The 21,379-nt window shown below is 46.8% G+C and carries 15 protein-coding genes; 8 read left to right on the top strand and 7 right to left on the bottom strand.

Going from position 1 to position 21,379, the window contains the following annotated elements:
• Positions 1-201: 201 nt before the first annotated feature.
• Both BUB37_RS12430 and BUB37_RS12425 read right to left on the bottom strand, forming a co-directional pair.
• The gene (locus tag BUB37_RS12430) at positions 202-1,536 is read right to left on the bottom strand and encodes a sigma-54-dependent transcriptional regulator (protein WP_072994144.1); all 1,335 of its coding nucleotides are present in this window, start codon (positions 1,534-1,536) and stop codon (positions 202-204) included.
• Positions 1,537-1,538: 2 nt separating this feature from the next.
• Positions 1,539-2,627 carry a sensor histidine kinase gene (locus BUB37_RS12425; RefSeq protein ID WP_072994143.1) on the bottom strand — a complete coding sequence of 363 codons (1,089 nt, stop codon included), beginning with the start codon at positions 2,625-2,627 and terminating at the stop codon, positions 1,539-1,541.
• Positions 2,628-2,772: 145 nt separating this feature from the next.
• Between BUB37_RS12425 and BUB37_RS12420 the strand changes: the two genes are divergently transcribed.
• The 6 genes from BUB37_RS12420 to BUB37_RS12395 are packed head-to-tail and all read left to right on the top strand — an operon-like array spanning position 2,773 to position 9,071.
• On the top strand, positions 2,773-4,098 hold the full coding sequence (locus BUB37_RS12420) for a TolC family protein (RefSeq protein ID WP_072994142.1): 1,326 nt from the start codon (positions 2,773-2,775) through the stop codon (positions 4,096-4,098).
• A 4-nt stretch (positions 4,099-4,102) separates the two neighbouring features.
• Entirely contained in the window at positions 4,103-5,320 is a 1,218-nt protein-coding gene (locus BUB37_RS12415) for an efflux RND transporter periplasmic adaptor subunit (protein ID WP_072994141.1), read from the top strand.
• Between the two features lie 12 nt (positions 5,321-5,332).
• Positions 5,333-6,076, top strand: coding sequence for an ABC transporter ATP-binding protein (locus tag BUB37_RS12410; RefSeq protein WP_072994140.1), 744 nt, complete (start codon positions 5,333-5,335; stop codon positions 6,074-6,076).
• 2 nt (positions 6,077-6,078) lie between these two features.
• A complete protein-coding gene (locus tag BUB37_RS12405) occupies positions 6,079-7,299 on the top strand; it encodes an ABC transporter permease (protein WP_072994139.1) in 1,221 nt (406 codons plus the stop codon).
• 6 nt (positions 7,300-7,305) lie between these two features.
• Positions 7,306-8,340, top strand: coding sequence for a sensor histidine kinase (locus tag BUB37_RS12400; RefSeq protein ID WP_072994138.1), 1,035 nt, complete (start codon positions 7,306-7,308; stop codon positions 8,338-8,340).
• On the top strand, positions 8,340-9,071 hold the full coding sequence (locus BUB37_RS12395; RefSeq protein ID WP_072994137.1) for a LytR/AlgR family response regulator transcription factor: 732 nt from the start codon (positions 8,340-8,342) through the stop codon (positions 9,069-9,071). The genes BUB37_RS12400 and BUB37_RS12395 overlap by 1 nt, the downstream gene beginning before the upstream one ends.
• A gap of 121 nt (positions 9,072-9,192) precedes the next feature.
• Here BUB37_RS12395 and BUB37_RS12390 read toward each other — a convergent pair whose 3' ends face one another.
• Both BUB37_RS12390 and BUB37_RS12385 read right to left on the bottom strand, forming a co-directional pair.
• Positions 9,193-10,284 (bottom strand): adenylate/guanylate cyclase domain-containing protein, encoded by a 1,092-nt coding sequence (locus BUB37_RS12390; RefSeq protein WP_072994136.1) that lies wholly within the window; start codon positions 10,282-10,284, stop codon positions 9,193-9,195.
• A gap of 100 nt (positions 10,285-10,384) precedes the next feature.
• Positions 10,385-12,883 carry a PAS domain-containing protein gene (locus tag BUB37_RS12385; RefSeq protein WP_072994135.1) on the bottom strand — a complete coding sequence of 833 codons (2,499 nt, stop codon included), beginning with the start codon at positions 12,881-12,883 and terminating at the stop codon, positions 10,385-10,387.
• A gap of 323 nt (positions 12,884-13,206) precedes the next feature.
• On the opposite strand from BUB37_RS12385, the gene BUB37_RS12380 reads away from it, so the two are divergent.
• Positions 13,207-14,664, top strand: a complete 1,458-nt coding sequence (locus BUB37_RS12380) for a DUF1593 domain-containing protein (RefSeq protein ID WP_170863164.1) — start codon at positions 13,207-13,209, stop codon at positions 14,662-14,664.
• A 122-nt stretch (positions 14,665-14,786) separates the two neighbouring features.
• Positions 14,787-16,259, top strand: a complete 1,473-nt coding sequence (locus BUB37_RS12375) for an alkaline phosphatase D family protein (RefSeq protein ID WP_139278108.1) — start codon at positions 14,787-14,789, stop codon at positions 16,257-16,259.
• 361 nt (positions 16,260-16,620) lie between these two features.
• Here the strand turns inward: BUB37_RS12375 and BUB37_RS12370 are convergent, their stop codons facing one another.
• The 3 genes from BUB37_RS12370 to BUB37_RS21790 all read right to left on the bottom strand — a co-directional run bounded on the left by BUB37_RS12370 (position 16,621) and on the right by BUB37_RS21790 (position 21,369).
• The gene (locus BUB37_RS12370) at positions 16,621-18,207 is read right to left on the bottom strand and encodes a carbohydrate-binding domain-containing protein (RefSeq protein WP_072994133.1); all 1,587 of its coding nucleotides are present in this window, start codon (positions 18,205-18,207) and stop codon (positions 16,621-16,623) included.
• Positions 18,208-18,657: 450 nt separating this feature from the next.
• A complete protein-coding gene (locus BUB37_RS12365) occupies positions 18,658-20,148 on the bottom strand; it encodes a M48 family metallopeptidase (RefSeq protein WP_072994132.1) in 1,491 nt (496 codons plus the stop codon).
• A gap of 12 nt (positions 20,149-20,160) precedes the next feature.
• A complete protein-coding gene (locus BUB37_RS21790; protein ID WP_072994131.1) occupies positions 20,161-21,369 on the bottom strand; it encodes a DUF6882 domain-containing protein in 1,209 nt (402 codons plus the stop codon).
• Positions 21,370-21,379: the final 10 nt, after the last annotated feature.

Below are 21,379 nucleotides of genomic sequence, written 5' to 3'. Positions count from 1 at the left end.
TTAAGGTTGAGCTAAATTTTTAACTTTCTTAGTTTTAAGCTGATATCACCTAAGGCGATAAGGCTTGCCCTTCCTTGTGCAATTTACATACCCATTTGATTTATGGGTTGAGTTGTTTGGGTTTAGTTAGTTGATAATCAGATAGATGATGGTTTTTTTGGGGTTGATGGGGATGTGGGGAGGATTGCCTCTGCCGGGGAATTATTTCCCGTCTTGATTCAATTTGGCCCGTAAGGTTTTACGGTCAATTTGTAGAATTTCGGCCGCCTTGGTTTTGTTGCCCTGGGTATGGGCGAGAACGCGTTCAATATATTTTTGTTCCATCTGTTTTAGGGGAATATAGGCGTCGTCCTCAAAGTCGAGTTGAAACTTCAATCGGTCCGGAAGGTGTTGTATCCCGATTATTCCATCGGATAGGATAACCGCCCTTTGAATCACGTTTTCCAGCTCGCGAATATTACCGGGCCAGTTATAACGGTGTAGCACCTCCATGGCTTCCGGCGATATGATAAGCGGGCGGTCTTTGTATTCCATTCCGTATTTTTGGAGAAAGGATTGGGTCAGTATGTCAATATCCGATTTCCGCTCGCGTAGGGGCGGAACATTGATTTCTACGACGGTCAATCGATAGTAGAGGTCTTCCCGGAAATGGCCTTTTTTTATTTCCTCCGACAGGTCGGTATTGGTCGCCGCAATGACGCGAATATCTACTTTCTCGGTTTTTCGCGACCCTACTTTTAGTATTTCCTTTTCCTGTAATGCCCTGAGTAGTTTGGTTTGGACCGCCGTGGAAGCCGATGCGACTTCATCCAAAAAAAGAGTGCCTCCATCGGCTGCCTGAAAAAAGCCGTTTCGGTTTTCATTGGCACCGGTAAAGGCCCCTTTAAGGTAGCCGAACAGTTCGGATTCCTGTAGGTTTTCGGGTATGGCGCCACAGTTTACGGCGATAAAGGGGGCCCTGGCATATTTGCCCGAGTAGTGTATGGCCCGGGCCACGAGCTCCTTTCCCGTTCCGCTTTCACCATTTATAAGCACGGTGGCCTTGTTGTTCTTGACCCTTTCGATGAGTTCGGTCACCTTTTGAAACGCCTCCGATTTGCCGATCATACCCTCATAGAGGTCCTTTCTTGGAACTTGATTCGTTTTTGGGCTGTTTTTTTTGCCGGTACTGTGCTCAAAGGCCGTATCGATGCTCTCTATGAGTTCTTTTTTGGTAAAGGGTTTGATCAAATAATCGACCGCCCCCGTTTTGATACCTTTTAAGGTGCCCGATACCGAAGGGTAGCCCGTTATGACCAATTTGGGCATATCGGGGTAATGTTCGCTGGCAAACTTTAACAACTGCATTCCGTCCACCTCGGGCATGCGAATATCGGTAATCAACAGGTCTATTGGGGTATCCCTTAAAATACGGACCGCCTCTTTTACTGAAACGGCCTTATAGGTATGGTAGTTCATCGATTGCAGGTGCCGTTGCAATAGCTCCAAGATGTTGACATCGTCGTCGACCAACAGAATATTCTCTTTTCTCAGCATGCTTATGGTTTAGGAAAATCGATGGTAAAGATAGTACCTCTTGGGGAGTTTGGCTCATGGGTAATGGTACCCTTATGGCCGCTTACGATGCCGTGCACGACGCTAAGTCCCAGTCCGGAACCTTCGCCAAGGGGCTTGGTGGTAAAAAAGGGTTCGAAAATTTTGTCCTCGTTCTTGCTGTCGATGCCTTCTCCCTCGTCCATAATCTTTATTTGGATAATCCCCGGCCTTTGGTTAATATCGACCGTTATTTGTCCGCCTTGCGGCGAATAGTAGATGGCGTTCATGATCAAGTTAAAGAATACCTGTGTCAATTGTACCGTATCGGCCTTGATCAAAATGTTGTCGTGACTGAACGATTTTTTGAGCTGAATATTCTTGTTGTTGATCGAAGGTTGCAATAGGTTCAGCACATTGTCCACTAGGGGGTTGAGCTCAATTTTTTTCATTTCCTGTGGGATCTCACAGGCGAAGAACATGAGTTTTTTTACGATTTCCCTACTGAAGATAGCGTTTTCCATGATTTTTTCGAGATCGCTTATGGCCGCTTTGTCGGTCAGGGAGTCTTTAAGCAATTCCGCGAAACCCAGAATATTTGCCAAGGGGGTATTGAGTTCGTGGGCTATCCCGGCGGTAATCTCACCGAGAATATGCAAGCGGTCGGTCCGCATCATCTGCCTTTTGATTTCCGTTTCGCGATCCCGTATCTGTTTTCTTTCGAACAGGTTTCCGACGGCCAGGCTCACGTTGTCGAGCAGGGTCTGTTCCTCGGCCAAAAAATCGGAAAGTCCGTACTTCCCCGAAGGATATCCGACTTCGATAAAGCCTTCCTTCTTGTTAAAAACCTTAATGTCCGAACGTAGGCATGTCATATCGGAACGGTAGCCCCTGGTCGTAATGCGGTAGGCTTCGTGCGTCAAGAGCACCTCCGTTTCTTCATTGAATTGCCAGGCCCTTTGCAAACATTTTACAATGGCTTCGAGTGATGTTTCGAGCATGTCGTAATCGGCATTTACGATAATCGAGCTTACTTCGTGCAAGCAGGTCAGTTCCTTTACGCGCTCCTTTAACCGTTCTTTGGTCGAATTCATGGTGAATAATGATTGTCATCTAAAAATACGATTTTCCCGTCGATACAATAGGCCTTTTGGTATAGTAAAATGGGCCAAACTTCTATTCTTGTTTCAGGGCACCTCCAATAATCGGAGTTTTGGGGTAGTTTAAATAAACCCTAAAATGAAATTATACAAATATCTCGTTTTGATTTTTTGTGTCGGAACGGTTTGGGCACAGGATGATGGGAAGAACATCAAGGAATGGTCGTTGCAGGATTGTATCGATTACGCCCTTGAAAATAACATTACCGTGCAAGATGCCAATTTGGACCAGAATTTGGCCGAGGTCGAACTGATGAGGACGAAGTCCTCTCGACTTCCCAACCTATTCGCCAGTGCCTCCCAAAGCCTTTCCAACGGAAATACCATTGATCCGATTACAAGCGATTATGTGTCCAATCAAATTTCGGCCACGAATTTGGGGGTGAGCACTTCCGTGACCTTGTTTCAGGGCAACCAGATCAACAACCAGATCAAGCAGAGCCGGTTGTTGCTCGACCAAAACTCGCTGTTCGTAAAAGAGGCCCGGAACAACATTGTCCTAAGTGTGGTAGAGGCCTATCTGAAGACCCTGTATACCAAAGAGGCGGTCGTTGTCCAAGAGAACCTATTGAATACGTCGATACAGGAAGAGGAACAGGCAAAAGCACGGTTTGAGGCGGGGTCCATAGCCATGAAGGATTATACCGAGGCACAATCGCAAACGGCCACCAACAGGTACAACCTGGTCGCCGCAAAAAACAGTTATGTGCTTCAGTTGTTGGAGCTCAAACAGCTCTTGCAATTGGATCCAGGCGAAGAAATGGCCATACGTACCACAGACACCGACAGGGCCACCATAGTTCCGATACTCGATAAGATGGATGTATATGAAAGGGCGCTCGACTACCTGCCTGAAGTATCGGCCAATAAGTTGAACATCGATATCAGTGAAAAAGACCTCGATATCGCCAAAGGAGGGTATTTGCCCACCCTTTCCCTGACGGGAAGCATAGGTTCGGGGTATACCAGTATCGATTACACCAATTTTACAGATCAACTTGACCTGAACTTCAACCAAAAGGTCGGCTTGTCGTTGAACATTCCCATTTTCAATAGAAACCAGACCAAGGCCCAGGTTCAGAGTGCACAGATCAACATCGAGAAAGCGAAGCTTCAGTTAAAGTCCGTCGAGAACGAGGTATACCAAAAGGTAGAGAGCGGATGGCAGAACTTGGTTTCGGCCCAAGAGCAAATGGCCGCCGCCAAAGCTTCACAAGACGCCGCTGAGGAATCGTACAGGTTGGCCCAGAAGAAATACGACTTGGGCGCACTGAGTACGACCGATCTAATACTGAGCCAAAATACCTATGCCAACGCCCAAGAGAACTATTTACAGGCTAAGTACATGACAATTTTATACCATCAACTTTTAGAATTCTATCAAGGCAACGAAATTAAACTTTAATCCAATGAAAAATAAAAAGAAGATCATAATCGGGGGGCTAGTGTTGGTGCTGCTCGCCATCGGGGCATACAGCTTTATCAAGGGAGGGGACGAGGCCGTCATCGAAGTGAAGACGATTCCCGTCCAAAAAGGCGATGTAACCACCATGGTTACGGCCACAGGAACCGTAGAGCCCATAACCCAAGTCGAGGTCGGTACCCAAGTTTCAGGGGTAATCGAAAAGATATACGTGGACTACAACAGTGTTGTCAAAGAGGGGCAACTGATCGCCGAACTGGACAAAACGAACCTTAAGGCGGCCCTTACCCAGGCACAGGCGGCCTATGACAACGCGGTAAGCCAAAGAAATTATATGCAGACCATCTATGAACGACAAAAGACCCTTTACGAGAACAAGGTAGTCAGCAAGGCCGACTACGACGACGCCCTATACAATTACGAGACCGCAAAGGGCACGGTAACCCAGCGCTTGTCGGATCTTCAGGAAGCCCGGACGAACCTGGGGTATGCCAATATCTATTCCCCCATAAATGGGGTGGTGTTGTCGAGGGATATCGATGAAGGGCAGACCGTTGCGGCCAGCTACAGTACGCCGACGCTTTTTACCATTGCCCAAGACTTGAGGGAAATGCAGGTAGAGGCCGATGTTGACGAAGCCGATATAGGGGGCGTCAAAGAAGGGCAAAGGGTAACCTTTACGGTGGACGCCTACCTTGGTGAAACCTTTGAGGGTACCGTAACCCAGGTCCGATTGGACTATACCGAAACATCGAACGTTATTACCTATACGGTCGTGATCAAGGCCGACAATCCCGACTTGAAGCTCAAACCGGGCCTTACGGCTACCATATCGATATATACCTTGGAGTTGAAGGATGTGCTGACCACCGAGGCCAAAGCGATCAATTTTAAGCCTACCCCACCGCTGTTGATGGCCTATAACGAACAGGAGAACATCAGTGCCGAACCCCCTAAGGGTGGCGGTCCGATGCCGGATGGGGACGAGGCCACCAAGGTGTGGGTTTTGGAATCCAATGGGGCCATTGTGCCCAAAGAGGTAACCTTGGGGGCAAGCGATGGCGTGAATGTGCAACTATTGAGCGGTGTAGAAGAAGGGGACCAACTGGTCTATAGCCTGAAATCGGAAAGCATTGACCTACCACAGGCCTCGGCCGGGGGAGACGAGAGTCCCTTTATGCCCAAACCCCCAGGAAGAAAATAAAAGCATACGGCCATGAGCAAGGAAATTATTAAAATACAGGATTTAAAGCGCGATTTTACGATGGGTACCGAGACCGTCCATGCATTACGGGGGGTGTCGTTCACCATTGAGGAAGGCGAGTTCGTGACCATTATGGGGTCGAGCGGATCGGGCAAGAGTACCCTGTTGAATATTTTGGGGTGCTTGGACCAACCTACCTCCGGAAGTTATGAACTCGACGGGGTGAGCGTAAAAGAACTGAACAAAAACGAACTGGCCACCATCCGAAACGAGAAAATTGGCTTTATTTTTCAATCGTATAACCTATTGGCAAGAACTTCGGCCATTGAAAACGTGGAGTTGCCCCTGCTGTACAATAGCAAGGTGTCGACCGAAGAGCGAAGGGAAAGGGCCATCAAGGCGTTGGAGATGGTCGGCTTGGCCGAACGCCTCCATCATACCCCATCGCAACTGTCGGGAGGGCAACAGCAGCGTGTGGCCATTGCCCGTTCGTTGGTCAACAACCCCGTCATGATCTTGGCCGACGAGGCCACGGGAAACCTCGACACGCGGACCTCTTATGAGATCATGTCGCTGTTTCAGGAGTTGAACGAAAAGGGCATTACCATCACCTTCGTTACCCACGAGCCCGACATAGCTACCTTTAGTAGCCGGACCATTGTCTTAAAAGATGGCAACATCCTTAAGGATTATTTGAACGATGATATTCAATCAGCGGCCAAGGAATTGGCGGCCTTACCCGTAGAAGACCATTAATTATGAGACTGTTAAACCTATTAAAAATTGCCTTCAAGGCCATTGTTCTCAACAAGGTCAGAACCTTGCTTACCATGCTCGGCATCATTATTGGTGTCGCGGCCGTAATAGCCATGCTGGCCATTGGGGAGGGATCGAAGGAAAGTATACGATCTACGATATCGAGCATGGGATCCAACATGATTACCATTAGACCGGGAACGGACGACAGAGGGCCCGCCAGGGGAAGTGGGGGCGATGTGCAAACCCTTACCCTCGACAACTATGAAGTGATCAAGGAAAAGGCTTCCTTGCTGGATTATGTAACCCCGGTAGTCAATGGGGGAGGGCAGGTCATTAATGGGGCGAACAACTGGCCTAGTACCATTTATGGGGTAAACCCCGACTATTTAAACATCAAGGTGGTCGGCTTGAAAAGTGGCAGTATGTTTACGGACGCCGAGGTTCGGTCGGCCTCTAAAGTCGTTGTCTTGGGGCAAACCGTCGTCGACAACATATTTCCCGACGGACAGGACCCCGTAGGGCAGATGATCCGGTTTAATAATATTCCCTTTAAGGTAATCGGCGTATTGGAAGAAAAAGGGGAGAACACGTTTGGCCAAGATCAAGACGATATCGTGATAGCCCCCTTCACCACGGTACAAAAACGTATTCTGGCCATCGATTACCTAAACCAGATAGTGGCTTCGGCAGTTAGCGAGGATGCGGCCCCGGATGCGGTAATCGAAGTAACCGATATTTTGCGTTCGGAACACAAACTATTGGATAATGAAGAAGATGATTTTACCGTCCGTTCTATGGAAGAATTGATCTCTACCTTCAGCTCTACCAGTGAAATGTTGACCATACTTTTGGTAGCCGTTGCGAGTATTTCGCTACTGATCGGCGGTATCGGTATTATGAACATCATGTACGTGTCGGTCAAGGAGCGTACCAAGGAGGTCGGATTGCGTATGGCCGTCGGGGGCAAGACCGCCGATATAATGATGCAGTTTTTGATCGAGGCCATCATGATCAGTGTAACCGGTGGGGTAATAGGGGTGGCCCTGGGGCTGGGCGCTACCTTCTTTATTGAAAAATTCTTACATTGGCCGACCAGTGTAGCCCTGTATTCGATAATTATATCATTCGCCGTATGTGCGGTTACCGGAATCTTCTTCGGATGGTATCCGGCGAAAAAAGCGGCAGCCCTGGACCCGATTACGGCATTGCGCTATGAATAAGCAATAATGTATAAAAACAAAAAAATCATATTCTTTCAGCATTTGCTGATATGGCTTGTCCTGTTTAGTATGCCCTATATATTGTCGTACGGGCAAGATCCGGATATCAACAGGCTTATCGCCCACTTTTTGATTCCGATGTTGTTCTATGCGATTATTTTCTATCTCAATTTTTTCATTCTGATAGATAAGTTCCTGTTTCCCAAGAAAACCCTTAGGTTCATCCTTATCAACCTTGTGGCCATTGCCTTCTTTATGTTTTTGAAGGAGCAGATAGAGGATATCTTTTTTCAGGACCTGGCGCGAAGACCATCCAGCGATAACACTAAAGAAGGACCTCCCATAAAACTGTTCCTATATGTACAGATGATATCCTATGCGGCGCCCGTGCTTTTTTCCATTGCGATAAAAACCACAAAGCAATGGATGAGGACCGAAGCGGAACGCAAAGAGGCCATTAATTTTAAATTACAGACCGAATTGCAGCATTTGCGCTATCAATTACAGCCGCATTTCTTTTTCAATTCGCTGAACAATATCTACTCATTGGTCGATATTTCACCGGAAAAGGCCAAATCGACCATTCATAGTTTGAGTAAATTAATGCGCTATTTGCTGTACGAAACCAAATCGGAGACCGTACCCCTTTCAAAGGAAATGGAGTTTATGCGCAAGTATATTGATTTGATGCGCTTGCGCTTGACCGACAAGACCCGTGTCGAAGTCGATTTCCCAACCGAGGGGCAACATGTTCAAGTGGTACCCTTACTATTTATCTCCCTAATCGAAAACGCCTTCAAACACGGTGTGTCGGCCCAGGAGGAAGGTGTAATATCCATTAAGATGACCGTGGAAAACGGCATAGTTTCCTTTAGCATCAAGAACAAGAACTTTCCCAAAACCGAAACGGACCGTAGCGGTTCTGGCATAGGTCTACAGAACTTGGAAAAAAGACTTCAGCTCCTATATCCCGGAAGGCATTCCTTTGAAAAGAAAGTCGAAAACGGCATGTACAGCGTTCATTTAAAAATAGAAGCGTAATGGCAACAGTTGGTTTAACTTGTATTATAGTAGACGATGAGCCCATGGCCCTTAAATTGGTAGAAAGCTATGTTGACAAAACACCGTTTCTCGACCTCAGGAAAAAATGCAATTCGGCGATAGAGGCGCTTGAGTTTCTCAATGAAAATCCCGTCGACCTTTTGTTTCTCGATATCCAGATGCCCGACCTTACGGGAATGGAACTGTCGAAAATGCTTCCGAAAGATACCAAGGTAATCTTTACCACGGCCTTTGACCAATATGCCTTGGAAGGTTTTAAGGTGGCGGCCTTGGACTACCTCTTGAAACCATTTGATTATGCCGAATTTTTGGCGGCGGCGCGTAAGGCCCTGGAGTGGTTCACCCTTAAGAACGGAAGCCTTTCTTCGAATGCACCGGAGAAAAAGGAGTTCCTGTTCGTAAAATCGGAATACAAGCAACTGCGGATAAAACTGGAGGATGTAGTTTATATCGAGGGTTTAAAGGACTATGTGAAAATTTGGCTCAAAGACAACCCCAAACCCATACTGACCTTAATGAGTTTAAAGCTCCTACAGGAAGAATTGCCCGAAACCGAATTTTTAAGGGTGCACCGTTCGTACATCGTTTCATTAAAAAATATCGAGGTGGTCGAGCGAAGCCAAATAGTGATCAACGGTTTGCGCATTACCGTCTCGGAACAATACAAACCCAAGTTTTTGGAGTATATCCAAAACAATTCCTTGGGGTAGCTGACTGCGTTTTTCCCCGATTGGATGAACTTTTTCCACACCGGACGCCCCCTGTTTGGCCAACATTAAAACGAACGGTCGCAAGGGTGGGCCTAAGGGAACAAAGCGAGGCGGCAAAGCCTTATTTATAGATGGGCATAAACAGCTCCATACCCTCCTCCTTGCCCTTTAACCTATGCCTTCCGACGGCCTTAAATCCAATATGGGCCATAGGGGGGAGCCTTTTTACAAGATCCCCGGACAGTAACAAATCGGTGGCAAAGCTGTTGCACAAACCCTGGATCCGGGCCGTCGTGTTCAGTACGTCCCCCGTAAATATGATTTCCTTTTTCAGCGCCCCAATTTCACCCGTGGTTACCTTTCCGATATGCATTGCGGCCTTAAAGGTAGGGGCAACACCAAAGTTTTCGGTATACCAATCGGCCCTTTTTTTCAAATCTTCCTTCATCGCCAGAAAACAGCCGATACAATGGCCCTTGCCTATACCATCGGGATACTTCCATGAGATAATTATTTCATCCCCTACATACTGGTATATTTCACCCGAATGACTTATGATGGCATCCGAGAAATCGGAATAGTACTCCCTTAAAAGCTCAAAATACCTGATATGGCCCAAGCGCTCTGCAATGGAAGTTGAGGATTTCATGTCGGAGAAGAGAAAAATACGTTCTTCCTCCGTGGGCCTGTGATATTTTCCGGTAAAAAAGTTCATCAGTACGGCGTGCCCCAGGTTTTCACTTATTTCCGAATAAAACAGGCTTAAGAACAGGCTGAAGGCCAGTGAAATGCAGGTGCTTGCAAAATCGATACTGACGAAAAAATTGGAAAGTTTCTTCAATACCTCGGGATGCAGGGGCGACAAATCGAGCTCGAGGCCGGCCGCCATCGGATAAATGACGATCATTATCAACAATAAAAAGAAGGTATAGAAGGCTACTTTGTACAGTATTTTTTGCGTAAAGCTCCGCCGCTTGAAAAGATGGCCCAACCACAGAACCTCTACCGTTCCTACGGAAAGGCCTACGAGGGTTACCGCTATACTTGCAAAGACGAAGACTTCGGGGGTAAGGGTAATTGCCGATGTCGGATTCAAATTTTGATTCAGCGTGGCCGCTTCCTGCACAAATAGGAGTATCCAGCCTACCAAGAGCCAGATGACCCCATAGGGTATGATACGATGTAAGTTTCTTTTGCTCCTTGGACTTAACATGGTAAGGTTCTACCATTCTAAGATACTCTTTTCCCGTGGCACTTGGTGGGTTTTGGCCTTAGGTCGGTATAATGCCAACATGCATAGCGCATTTAAGGGACTAGGTTTTGGGCAGGTACAATTCGAAGGTGGCCCCCTCGTCGGTTTTTGAGCGGGCCCGAATCCAACCGTTGTGGTTGTCCATTATCTTTTTGACGATGGCCAGGCCGATGCCCGTACCCTGATAGTCCAGTTTTCCGTGAAGGCGTTGGAATATTTCGAAGATTTTCTCGCTGTTTTCGCTTGCAAACCCGATTCCGTTGTCGCTAAAGGTTAATCGGTAATAATCGATTTCGGGGTTTATCGATTTCTGTTCGATGTCCCTTCCCTTTACCTCTTTTGAAGCGATGTTGATGACAGGGGCCTGGCCTTTTTTTGAAAATTTAATGGAGTTTTCGATCAGGTTCTGAAAAACCTGTCGAATTTGAAAAGGTATAATTTGCGCCGTACCGAGTTTGCCATAGTTTACTTGGGTGGATGTCGATTCGATTTTTTCCGATAGGTTGTCCAATACCTGTTCCAAGATTTCCCTTAGGTCGCGCTTCTCAAGTTCGGCTTCCCCTCGTCCGGTTTTTGAGAACGATAACAGGTCGTCGATCAGGGTCCGCATGCGGTCAACGGCGTTATCGATACGGCTTACGTATTGTAGGCTTTTTTGTGAAAGGGTCTCCTGTTCATGGGACACGATGCGCTCCATAAACATTTGGACCTTTCTCAGCGGCTCCTTGAGGTCGTGGCTTGCCACATAGGCAAAGGACTCAAGCTCGTCGTTGGTGTTTTTGAGCCGTTGAATGGAGTCTTGTAATTTTTGGTTGGCGGTCTTCAACATTTCGGTGCGTTCCAGAACCTGTTGTTCGAGCTCCCTTGAAAATGACTCCAACTTAAACCGCGTGAGTACCCTGTTCGTATTGTCGTTGGTTACGACCATTACCTTCGATATGGTGTCGTCAAGTTCCCTTAAGGGAAGATAGCTATAGTCAACATACATTTGCCTTATGCCTTTCCCGCTTTCGACCTCGATCCTTTCATCCTTTCGTGAAATGGGCCGTCCGTTTTGCATTACGGAATTAAGCTGGTCGACGTATTGCGATTCGCGCAATGCAGGAAAAACCTGTGTTAAACTCCGCTGCAATACCTCTTCCGGTTTTTTGTGCCAAAAGTGGGTCAACATCATGTCGTTGGCCATTTCAATGGTCAATTCCGGTCCGCTGAGAATGGCCATGGCAATGGGCGATTGTTCGACGATGTTCTTAAATTGAATTTCCGATTCTTCGAGTTCGAACTTGGCCTTTACGGTTTCCGTCACCTCATAGGCCACCAGCATTATTTCGCTTACTTGACCCTTGTCGACCACAGGTTTGAAGATAAAATTGAAAAAGCCCTGGGCCATGACCCCGTTGCGGTCGAGCATAAAGGGATATTCGGTCCCTATTTGGGGTTTTTGCGAATCTATGGCCTTGTCAAGGATCGGTTTAAGGCCGGCCTTTGTTTCCGGCAAGATTTCAAAAAGGGGCCTGTCTTGACAGTCGTCCTCTTTTTTTTGCCAAATGTTCAGTGCCATATTGTTGACAATTTTTACGGTAAAATCGTCTATGTCCACTATGGCGATGCCGATGGGGGCATTCTGCACCAATTGGCGAAAGCGCTCTTCCTTAAGCTTGAGTTCGTCCCATATGACTTGCTGTTCCGTTATGTCTTGCATGGTGCCGTTAAAGCGGTATACCTTTTCCGCATCGTCCAGCCAAGCCCTGCCGACGACCCTGACGACCCGTTTGTTGCGGTTGCGCGAATTCACCAAGGTAAAGGTTTCGTCGCATTTGCCCCCGTTATGAAAGGTTAAGGCTTCCTGTAAGGCGTTCTCGACCCGTTCCTTGTCCTCCGCGGATATCGAACCGGTAATGTCGTCGAAACTTAAATGATCGTTTTCCGACCGTCCCAACCAACTTTTAAGCCTATGGTTGGTTTTAAGCAATTTTTTTATCGGGTCGTAATCCCAAGTGCCCAAGTCGGTGGCATCTATGGCCAATTGGAGTTCGTTTTTACTTTCCTCCAACTTTTTTAAACTGGCCACACTATCGGTGGTTTCGGTACAGGTGACGAAGACGCCCGCAATATGGCCCTTTTCATCCTTGACGGGACTGTACCCAAAGGTCCAATATACCTCTTCCACGCTTCCGTTCCTGTAAATGGGGATCAACTGGTTTTCCGACCAAGTGGATTCGCCTCCTGACCTGACCTGATGGAGGAGGGGAAAAATGGTGTCCCAAATTTCGGGCCAGGCCTCCTTGCCTTTCATTCCCAAAATCATGGGGTGCTTGCCTTCCTTCCCCAAACTGGGGCGGTAGGCGTCGTTGTAAAAGCAAACGTACTCCGGTCCCCAAAAAAGAAACATGGGAAACCGTGAATTGAGCAATAGGCTTAAGATGGGTTTTATACTTTTGGGCCAGGTCTCGGGAGGCCCCATGGTCGAGCCGCTCCAATCTTTTTCACGGGTAATTTTTCCCATTTCCCCCCCGCCTTCCAAAAAGGCCAGTTTTTCCCTCTTGATTCGATCGTACATAGGTTGTTCTTAAGTTTTTTTGATTGACTATAAACAGGGAGACAAGGACTATTGCTTTAAATTGGTCCCTTGCCCATATTAACCGGGATTAAAAAACAAAGCAATATAGTTGTTAAAGGTTTTGCCGATTGACTCGATACATCATCTTTTTCTCCCAATCGCATCAAGACCATCGAATTGCCATTTATAAGAATAAGACGAACGGGTATGGCCAAAAAGGGCCAGGAATACGGGTAAAAAGCACTAGGCCTGGGTTAAGGAATGGCATCAAGGGTGTATCTTCGTTAAAATTGGGTATTGCCCCCATTGTAATTTTAATGGTTATGAGTAGCACGGTTATCATGCGCAGCCTTCTTACCTTGGCATTGGCCCTCTTACTGAACATGGCCCTTGCAGCCCAGGGGAATAAAAAGCCAAGATTGTTGGTATTGACCGATATCGGAGGGGATCCCGATGATCAGCAATCCCTCGTGCGTTTGTTGGTGTATGCCAATGCGTTTCGTATCGAGGGCATCATAGCCACTTCCGACAACATCCCCAGAAAGGGCTATAACCATAGGATCCGTACCGATATCGTTCACGAGGTTATCGATGCCTACGGCAAGGTGCGGAACAATCTTTTGCTCCACGACCCCAACTATCCTACCGCCGAATCCTTAAAAGGAGTTGTGAAAGGGGGGGAGGTCGATCGCGGGGCGGAAAATTTAGAACCGGGCAAGGTTACCGATGGCTCCCGACACATCGTACAAACGGTCGATGCCTCCAATGAGCCGCTCTACGTTGCGATCTGGGGCGGGGCCCATGATCTGGCCCAGGCCCTCCTTGACGTAAAAAGTACGCGGACCCGGAAAAGGACCGATCGCTTTGTTGATAAGCTGCGGGTTTTTGCCATATCGGACCAAGACGGGTTGAACGGCATTCACCCTAAGGGGACGGGACAATGGATCCGCGAAAATTTCCCAAGAATCAGGTATGTCGAATCGGGGCCTTTGACGAGCCACATTATGGACGCTGGCTTTAGGGGGATGTATCAAAACGATTCCAGGGGAGGAGATAGGCCACTTCCCTTGGTCAGGCCCGGTATCGAACAACTCAACGACGAAAAGTGGATTGGGGAAAACATCAATGCATGGGGTCCCTTAGGGGAACTTTACCCCTCCGACACCCACCAGAACCCAGGGAGCCCAAGAAACGGAAAGGGCGTAAAGGAAGGGGATACCCCCTCTTGGTTCTTTGTTTACCCAAACGGTCTGAACAATCCCGAAAGGCCCGAATGGGGCGGTTGGGGCGGACGGTATCGCAAGCAGGCCCAAACGTATTACGTAGATGCCGAAGATGATCATTGGTCGGGTACCGATGATACGGGAGTGCGACGAAAATGGACGGTGGCAAGGTGGCGAGAAGCCTATCAGAACGACTTTGCGGCACGCATGCAATGGAACCTCTTGCCGTATACCGAAGCCAACCACAATCCAGTGGCCATAGTTGAAAACGATGATGGCAAAGACATGGTCCGCTTAAGGGCCAGGCCGGGAAGTACCATCGAAATCGATGTGGGTAAATCTTACGATCCCGATGGTGACGAACTTGGTTTTTATTGGTGGCAATATACCGAAATCTCGGTTTCAAAGGTTGATATCGAACACGTTGACCAGTCAAGCACACGGGTGAAAATACCCCCGCAATGTCCCAAGGGCGATGTGCACCTCGTTGTCGAAGTAAAGGACATGGGCAGTCCTAACCTGGTTTCGTATCGAAGGGTTGTCATACAAGTGAGGTAACCTCTGCCGGCACATTTTGCCGTGTTCGAAAAGACGGGGTTTTGTTGTTGGTAGGCGTTCGGACAGATTGGTTTTTTTTAGTTACTTTAAAGGCCAAAAGAACCAGAAGACAAGGCATACCGATGAAAAGACGTAAATTCATTAAAAATACGGCGGTCGCATCCACGGCAATGGTCTTGCCGCCTTTTATTGACACGGAAAGGGTTCCCTATTTCGGAAACGGGGTACACAATGGATGGGCCGACCAAGATTCGGTCGCGATTTGGACCCGCCTTACCAAGAATCCCGAATTGAATGCCCAGGGTGTTCCCTTTATCGAGCTCACCAAGGAGCAGCAGAAGTCTTTTGCCGATTTAAGTGATGTTTCCATCCTTGAAAAGTCGCAAATACCTTCGAATTTACGGCTAGAGGATATGGAAGGAGCCTGCCCTGGTACCACCGGACAGGTGCAATTAAGCTATTATCCCGAGAACGATCCGGCCGACAGGCATACTTTGGAATGGGCCGATGTCGATGCCTCCAAAAACTATACCCGACAATGGAAATTGACCGGACTTTTGCCCGATACCCGTTACATTCTCGAGCTAAAATCGAGAAAAACGAAGGGGGCTAAAGGCCAAAACAGTATCCGGGGGGCATTTTTAACGCCTCCCGAGGCCACAAGGCCCAAGGATGTATCCTTTGCCGTGGTGAGTTGCCACGATTTCAATCGAAGGGACCATGAGGACGGCCACCGCATATACCCCGCCATGAAGAGGGACAACCTTGACTTTTTGGTCCATACCGGAGATATAGAATACTACGACAAACGGAACCCCTATGCCTTTACGGAGCGCTTGATGCGTTTTAAATGGGACCGCATATTCGCCCTTCCCTACCAAAGGGATTTCTACAGCAACACCACCTGTTATTTTATGAAGGACGACCACGACACCTTAAAGGACGACGCCTATCCCGGAACCCGATATGGTGCGGTATCCTTTGATAGGGGGATTGAAATTTTCGACAAGGAACAGTTTCCGTCGAACCCCAAGACCTATAAGACGGTGCGATGGGGCAAAGACCTTCAAATTTGGTTGTTGGAAGGCAGAAACTACCGCAGCAAAAACACCGACCCCGACGGACCGGACAAGCATATTTTGGGCAAGGAACAGAGGGAATGGCTGTTTAAAACGATCGACAGCTCCGATGCCACCTTCAAGGTTTTGATATCGGCTTCCCCGATCATAGGGCCCGACAGGCCCAAGGGAAAGAACGACAACCACTCGAACAAGGCCTACCAATACGAGGGAGATATCATTAGGGAATTTGTCAACCGACACGATAACATCTACATGTGCAACGGTGACCGGCATTGGCAGTATGTCAGCCATATCAAAGACAGCAACTTATGGGAGTTTTGTTCGGGAGCCGGGTCCGATAGTCACGCCGGCGGCTGGAACCAGGACAATGTCAGGCCCGAACACCGGTTTCTTCGCGTAAAAGGCGGCTATTTGACGGTCGATGTGATGCATACCGATTCCAAGCCCCAACTTGTGTTCAAACATCGCGATGTCGACGGGAAGGTAGTGCACGAGGAAGCTTTTGCCAGCTAGGCCTATGTAGCCTCTATTTTTGGGAAATGTAAAACGGAAGGATGACATCCGAAAGGCTCTATGTCCCTGTTTCAATAGAACGGATATTTATTTCGTTTTTGATCCGCCCGGTTTGGGCCATTTACTTTTGCCTAAAGGGGTTACTTCAAAATCAGGCGGTATCAAAAAAAGCTTACAACTTCAATTTCTTGAATCTGTAAGCTTTTTTCTATCCTACCATACTTGTCAAGGGCTATTTTAAACGTGACTTCAGCCCTTGTTGTTTATCCAGGTTTTATTCACGTTTAGAAGAGGTCTTTTGATTTCTTTATGTGATTTTACCTGGTAAAACATTATGGCGGACCATTGCCAATTCTAGAGTTTATCTACCTCCATGTTCACCTGTAGGCCCTAATTCGCCCCCAATTTGTGTAACCGTGCTGTTGATGGAGAACGAATCACCGGTATATGTTCCTCCGCTATAGGTACCGGAGGTATATAATCCGTTTACTTCAGTGCCATCACTCACACTTCCCCCGGTGTAAATTTTGTATGTTTCGCCGGATTCCATTTTTGCATTCGAATAAATGATCGTTCTTACCGTGTTCGGTACTTCATAGGTAAGGACTTCAGTACCCTCTTCCGATTGAATGTTTAATAGTTGATTGGCACTTACCCCATCAAAAATCACCGAGTTTTGCGTGCTTTCGCTTTCAGTTGGAAAAGAAGTATTCAACCCCAGGCCTAAAATGGTTCCTCCGGTTATTTTGAACGAATCGTCATCACAATCAAAACTACCGTCAGGCTCATCGGTTCTAACGGCTATGGCAATGGTCGTACCACCTGTAACGGTGATTCCCGAATTACTGTCAATGGCATCGTTGAGCGTGCTATAAACATAGTTGTTTCCTCCATTGATGTATAAAATTCCACCGGCATTAAGGCCATCATCATAGGCATTGATGTTTAGGGTACCGTCATTAATGGTCATTATCCCTTTTGCTTCGATTCCTTCGCCCTCAGAGGTATTTATCACAAAATCGCCTCCGTTTATGGTTACATTGGGCGTAATGGAATCGTCCGGTTCATCTTCCTCGTCAATATCGTACGAGGCTACGATTCCATCATCGACCACATTTATGTCAAATAGGCCGTCGTTGATAATTATATAGCCTTCTTCACAGTCCATTCCGTCGCTATCGGCCGTTAAGTTTAAGGTACCCCCATCTACAATGATGTAATCGTTGGTATGTATGGCATCGGATGCTGCTTCGGTAACCGTAATCGTTCCGCTGAGCACCCTAACGTAGTCGTCACTTGTGATACCGTGCTTGTAGTTTCCTGCTACATTTAAAGCTCCCGAACCACTAAAAACCAATTGCCCTTCACTAAAAAATGTTGCTTTGGCATCCTCATCATCGGGGATATTGGTGTAACTGGATGCATCGGTCAAGTTGTTCGTACCCTCCAATACCACAAAAATGGTTTTTGATGATTGGATATTGATGGCGGGACCATCGGCATTGGTAATGCTCAAATCGCTTAGGGATAGTTTGAATTTTTTGTCGCTATAAATTTTAAGCATGCCATCCGTTGTTGTGCCCGATACTTCGTAGGCCACCCCGGATATGGAGGAATTAACGGTCACGTCGGCACCGTCTTGTGTAATGACCACATCGTCGGGAACGGGGTTTGTAATGGTGGCCGAGGTATTGGAAAATACAATTTCTACGGTGTTCTCGAAAGTAGCATTTTCAACAAGGTCGTCTTCATCGGCACCCGTGTTGTCGGTATCCCCTTGGGCTGTCCCCGTAGCGTTTGTGTCCGTAATGGTAATACTTTCTGTCGTCGTAGTGGTTCCATCATTGGATGTTGTTGTCAAATCGCTGTTATCATCACTGCTGCAAGCGGTGAATAATGTAAGCGCCCCAACTACAATCCCTACCTTTTTTAATGTTTTGTCTTTCATGGGTTTTTCTTTTTAATCGTGATAACTTATGTGGTCTGTTTTACATGGCTCCTCGGCCCTTATCTCTTCAATTTTTGATTCAATATCGGCAATTGAGACTATAGGGCTTGGGGGACACTTTTGACGTATTTTTTTATAAGCTTAACCCAAGATTACGACCAATTTTTTATCCAAATTTTTAGAATCAATGAAGGGGCTGTAGTTTTAAGTGAATTGCTCAAACTATTATGTCAATGGGTTCGGGATTGTGTAAAATTTTAGGAGGTAAAGCGCGTAGGGTTGTGTGGGAAGCCTTAAGTGCGATGCTTCCAATAGGGGGGAGGTGCGCTATCCAATTTTTATCCATACGGTCAGCATCCCCTGGCTGTGTTGTCCACTAATAGGTTCATACTTAAAAAGGGAACATAAATTGTTCCCCTTTTTTTTAAGGTCTTATAAAAATTTTAGAATCTAAACTCCCTGTGCATCGCTAATTACGCGATCAATAAAATCGGTGTTGATACGCAAGAGCCGGGCCAGGTTATAGAGTACGTTTACTTCACTGTCGTCTATCTGCCCATCGGCGTACGATATGATCGATAGGTCCCTGAGAATGTTCAACTTTTGCATCACCGAGAGCACCAGGTCCAAATCCTTTGACAGTTGTTGCACTTCCTGTATCATCTCGTCTTGGGTAAGCCCCTTGATTGTCATCATGCAATTGGCAAAAACGTTGGGCAGTACAATACTGCTCAATGCTTGGATCTCGGATTCGTCAACCACGCCATCGGCATTTGATATCAAGTAGCCCCCCAAGAACATAAAGCGCTGTATTTTTTCCGAATGCTCATCATTTTCTTCCAGGTTTTCGGGCTCCATCAGCGACATGATGCGCTTAATTTCGAGTTCCATGGCCTCTTCGCTGATCTCTCCATTAATACTGTCGTTAAAAGAGGCATAGGTTTCGCTCTTGTTAAAAAGTTCCAAGGCCTTGATCCGTAAAGGACTGAAAGGGTGGCTACTGTACCAATCCGATGGGTCGTGGTTGGCATCGTTCAAGGCTTCTTCCAAATCTACAAATTGCTCTATGTAAGCGTTTAGTTGAAAATCCAGCGAATCCGTGGTTACCCCAGAAGATAGTTTAAAGAAGGTACGGCCGGCGGTTTCAAAATCTTGGCAGCAAAGCAAGCCGACCCTATCGGCACTAATTTCGGCATTTCTGTGCCAGGCATACAATTTCATGGCATGTATGGGGGCTAGGTCATTTTGGCCTATATCCAAGATCTGACGTACAGGGTAGTCAAAATGTTCAAAAAGTACATGGCCGATTTCATGACCGATCACAAAGGTCAATTCCTCTTTTGAAAAACGCTCCAACATTCCCGAAGACAAAATGATATAAAGTCTATTGTCATCCGGTGGATAGCAAGAGGCATTGAATTGGTCGCTCTGGTAGACGAAAAATTCAATGTCGGCCTTTAGTCTTAAAATCTCCTTGCAGTGTTCCCCGATTTCGTGGAGCATGGGGGCCAAGGTTTTGGTCAACCTTAAACTGGATTTTAACAAATGCTTTCTCGATTTGAACTTACCGTTGGTTTCGTTGACCTTTTGCAAGGTCTGTTGTATCAATTCGTTGTTTTGAAACTCAATCACATAGTCCCTATCGCCGTCATAGACCAAGTGGTTCAGATTTATTCCAGCTCTTTTATCGGTATAGATATCGGCCACTTTTTCAGTAGTCGTCTTTTCGTTCAAGGCGTTGATCTCTTCGATGCGTTTGGTATAGTCATCGGCCAATTTTGTGGTTGTTTTTTGAAATGAAACACTTACTTCCTGTATTCTGTGCAGGTCTCCGGATGCCTGTGCCTCGTTTAAATTTTGCAACATCTCTTCTTGGGCCGCAGTAATGGCGGCTTCATGTTCTTTTTGCAAATCCGCCAAGGTGGTTGATGTGTATGACATAGTATTGTTTTTTTAAGCCTGAACGGCTGTTTTTGAATTTGAAATTTTCATGAGGTTTCCCTTTAGGTCGAAAATGCCTAGAATCTGATCTTCCCCATTTTTGGCCAAAATGTTATTACCGCAGTTTTCCACTTGGTATCCTTTAGCGGTCAAGTAATGTTGCAGACAGTATTTATGGGGAAACCGAAAGCTTGCCGCAAGGTTGGTGAAATGGGAACAGATCAATGCAGGGGCGGTTCTTGCCTTGCTGTCCACTTCTTTAGACCGTACGGTCACATATACCTTTAGGCCTTTAAAAGTTAAGGGTACATAACAACTGTCTTGTAAAACGCCTACGGCAATAACGGAAAAATACGAGCCGGGATCAGTGTCCATTTGCAGTTTCGGAGTGGTTAGGTCCTGAAATTGATGCCTTGTTCCCAAGTCCCTCATTGCCAAGGATGATTGAAGGAATGTTTCGGGAATTCCGCTTTGGTTGTTGGCCCAGGCCCATAACCAGCTTTTTTCGTTCTCTGAGTACGTCCCGATAACCTGAATGTCAAAAACCTTGTCGTCACCATAGGTTAATTTACCTTCGAGCATATCGCAGCTCCAGTTCAGGCCTTTTACCATCTCCCCAAAAATTTCCTGCTTTTCGCAAGCCAGAGCAAAAGATTGATCGTACAGTTCCGCCATGGAGACGTTGGGAAGTGGGGTGGCTTGTTCCTGTTGATTTTGCGGTGTTTTCGTTTTTTCCGGGGTTGTTGGTGTTTCTGAAACGGTCGGTGCGGCCGCTGCCGGGGTATTATTCGTGGTTGTTTTGGCAAATTCCTCCAGTTTGTTTTCCAACAACTCGATAATACGATTTGCCTTGTCTTCTACATTATCGGCATTGATAACGGGACTATGGTCAATTTTCAGCACCCCCTCTTCAAAAGTGATGGCCTTTCCGAGACTATGCTCATTGTTTTCATTTACAATGATCACATTTTTTAATCCCGCCTTTAAAAGTTCAACCCCCATTTCATCGATACAGATCGCCTTAAACGCTTGGATCAAGGGCTGGAAGTATATTTTAGGAAACGTGTTGTGGTATATGTGTGAAAAGCGGTCTTCCATTAGGGTGTCCCACTTAATATCCATGGGAACTTCGTAACCTGCTGCTTTGTTGATCTCCGCTTCCAAAGCGGGATATTGTTCGTTTTGAAAGGCTTTGATTATTCTTTTTTCTTTAAGGCCCATATTTTTGGTT

The sequence above is a fragment of the Pseudozobellia thermophila genome (assembly GCF_900141855.1).
Taxonomy (GTDB): Bacteria; Bacteroidota; Bacteroidia; order Flavobacteriales; family Flavobacteriaceae; genus Pseudozobellia; species Pseudozobellia thermophila.
The sequence above is the reverse complement of the archived record's forward strand: the minus strand, read 5'-3'. Positions and strand labels throughout refer to the sequence as shown.

Bases quoted from the DNA above. Each gene is read 5' to 3' on its own strand.
- BUB37_RS12430 (WP_072994144.1), bottom strand. From the start codon at position 1,536: ATGCTGAGAAAAGAGAATATTCTGTTGGTCGACGACGATGTCAACATC.
- BUB37_RS12425 (WP_072994143.1), bottom strand. From the start codon at position 2,627: ATGAATTCGACCAAAGAACGGTTAAAGGAGCGCGTAAAGGAACTGACC.
- BUB37_RS12420 (WP_072994142.1), top strand. From the start codon at position 2,773: ATGAAATTATACAAATATCTCGTTTTGATTTTTTGTGTCGGAACGGTT.
- BUB37_RS12415 (WP_072994141.1), top strand. From the start codon at position 4,103: ATGAAAAATAAAAAGAAGATCATAATCGGGGGGCTAGTGTTGGTGCTG.
- BUB37_RS12410 (WP_072994140.1), top strand. From the start codon at position 5,333: ATGAGCAAGGAAATTATTAAAATACAGGATTTAAAGCGCGATTTTACG.
- BUB37_RS12405 (WP_072994139.1), top strand. From the start codon at position 6,079: ATGAGACTGTTAAACCTATTAAAAATTGCCTTCAAGGCCATTGTTCTC.
- BUB37_RS12400 (WP_072994138.1), top strand. From the start codon at position 7,306: ATGTATAAAAACAAAAAAATCATATTCTTTCAGCATTTGCTGATATGG.
- BUB37_RS12395 (WP_072994137.1), top strand. From the start codon at position 8,340: ATGGCAACAGTTGGTTTAACTTGTATTATAGTAGACGATGAGCCCATG.
- BUB37_RS12390 (WP_072994136.1), bottom strand. From the start codon at position 10,284: ATGTTAAGTCCAAGGAGCAAAAGAAACTTACATCGTATCATACCCTAT.
- BUB37_RS12385 (WP_072994135.1), bottom strand. From the start codon at position 12,883: ATGTACGATCGAATCAAGAGGGAAAAACTGGCCTTTTTGGAAGGCGGG.
- BUB37_RS12380 (WP_170863164.1), top strand. From the start codon at position 13,207: ATGAGTAGCACGGTTATCATGCGCAGCCTTCTTACCTTGGCATTGGCC.
- BUB37_RS12375 (WP_139278108.1), top strand. From the start codon at position 14,787: ATGAAAAGACGTAAATTCATTAAAAATACGGCGGTCGCATCCACGGCA.
- BUB37_RS12370 (WP_072994133.1), bottom strand. From the start codon at position 18,207: ATGAAAGACAAAACATTAAAAAAGGTAGGGATTGTAGTTGGGGCGCTT.
- BUB37_RS12365 (WP_072994132.1), bottom strand. From the start codon at position 20,148: ATGTCATACACATCAACCACCTTGGCGGATTTGCAAAAAGAACATGAA.
- BUB37_RS21790 (WP_072994131.1), bottom strand. From the start codon at position 21,369: ATGGGCCTTAAAGAAAAAAGAATAATCAAAGCCTTTCAAAACGAACAA.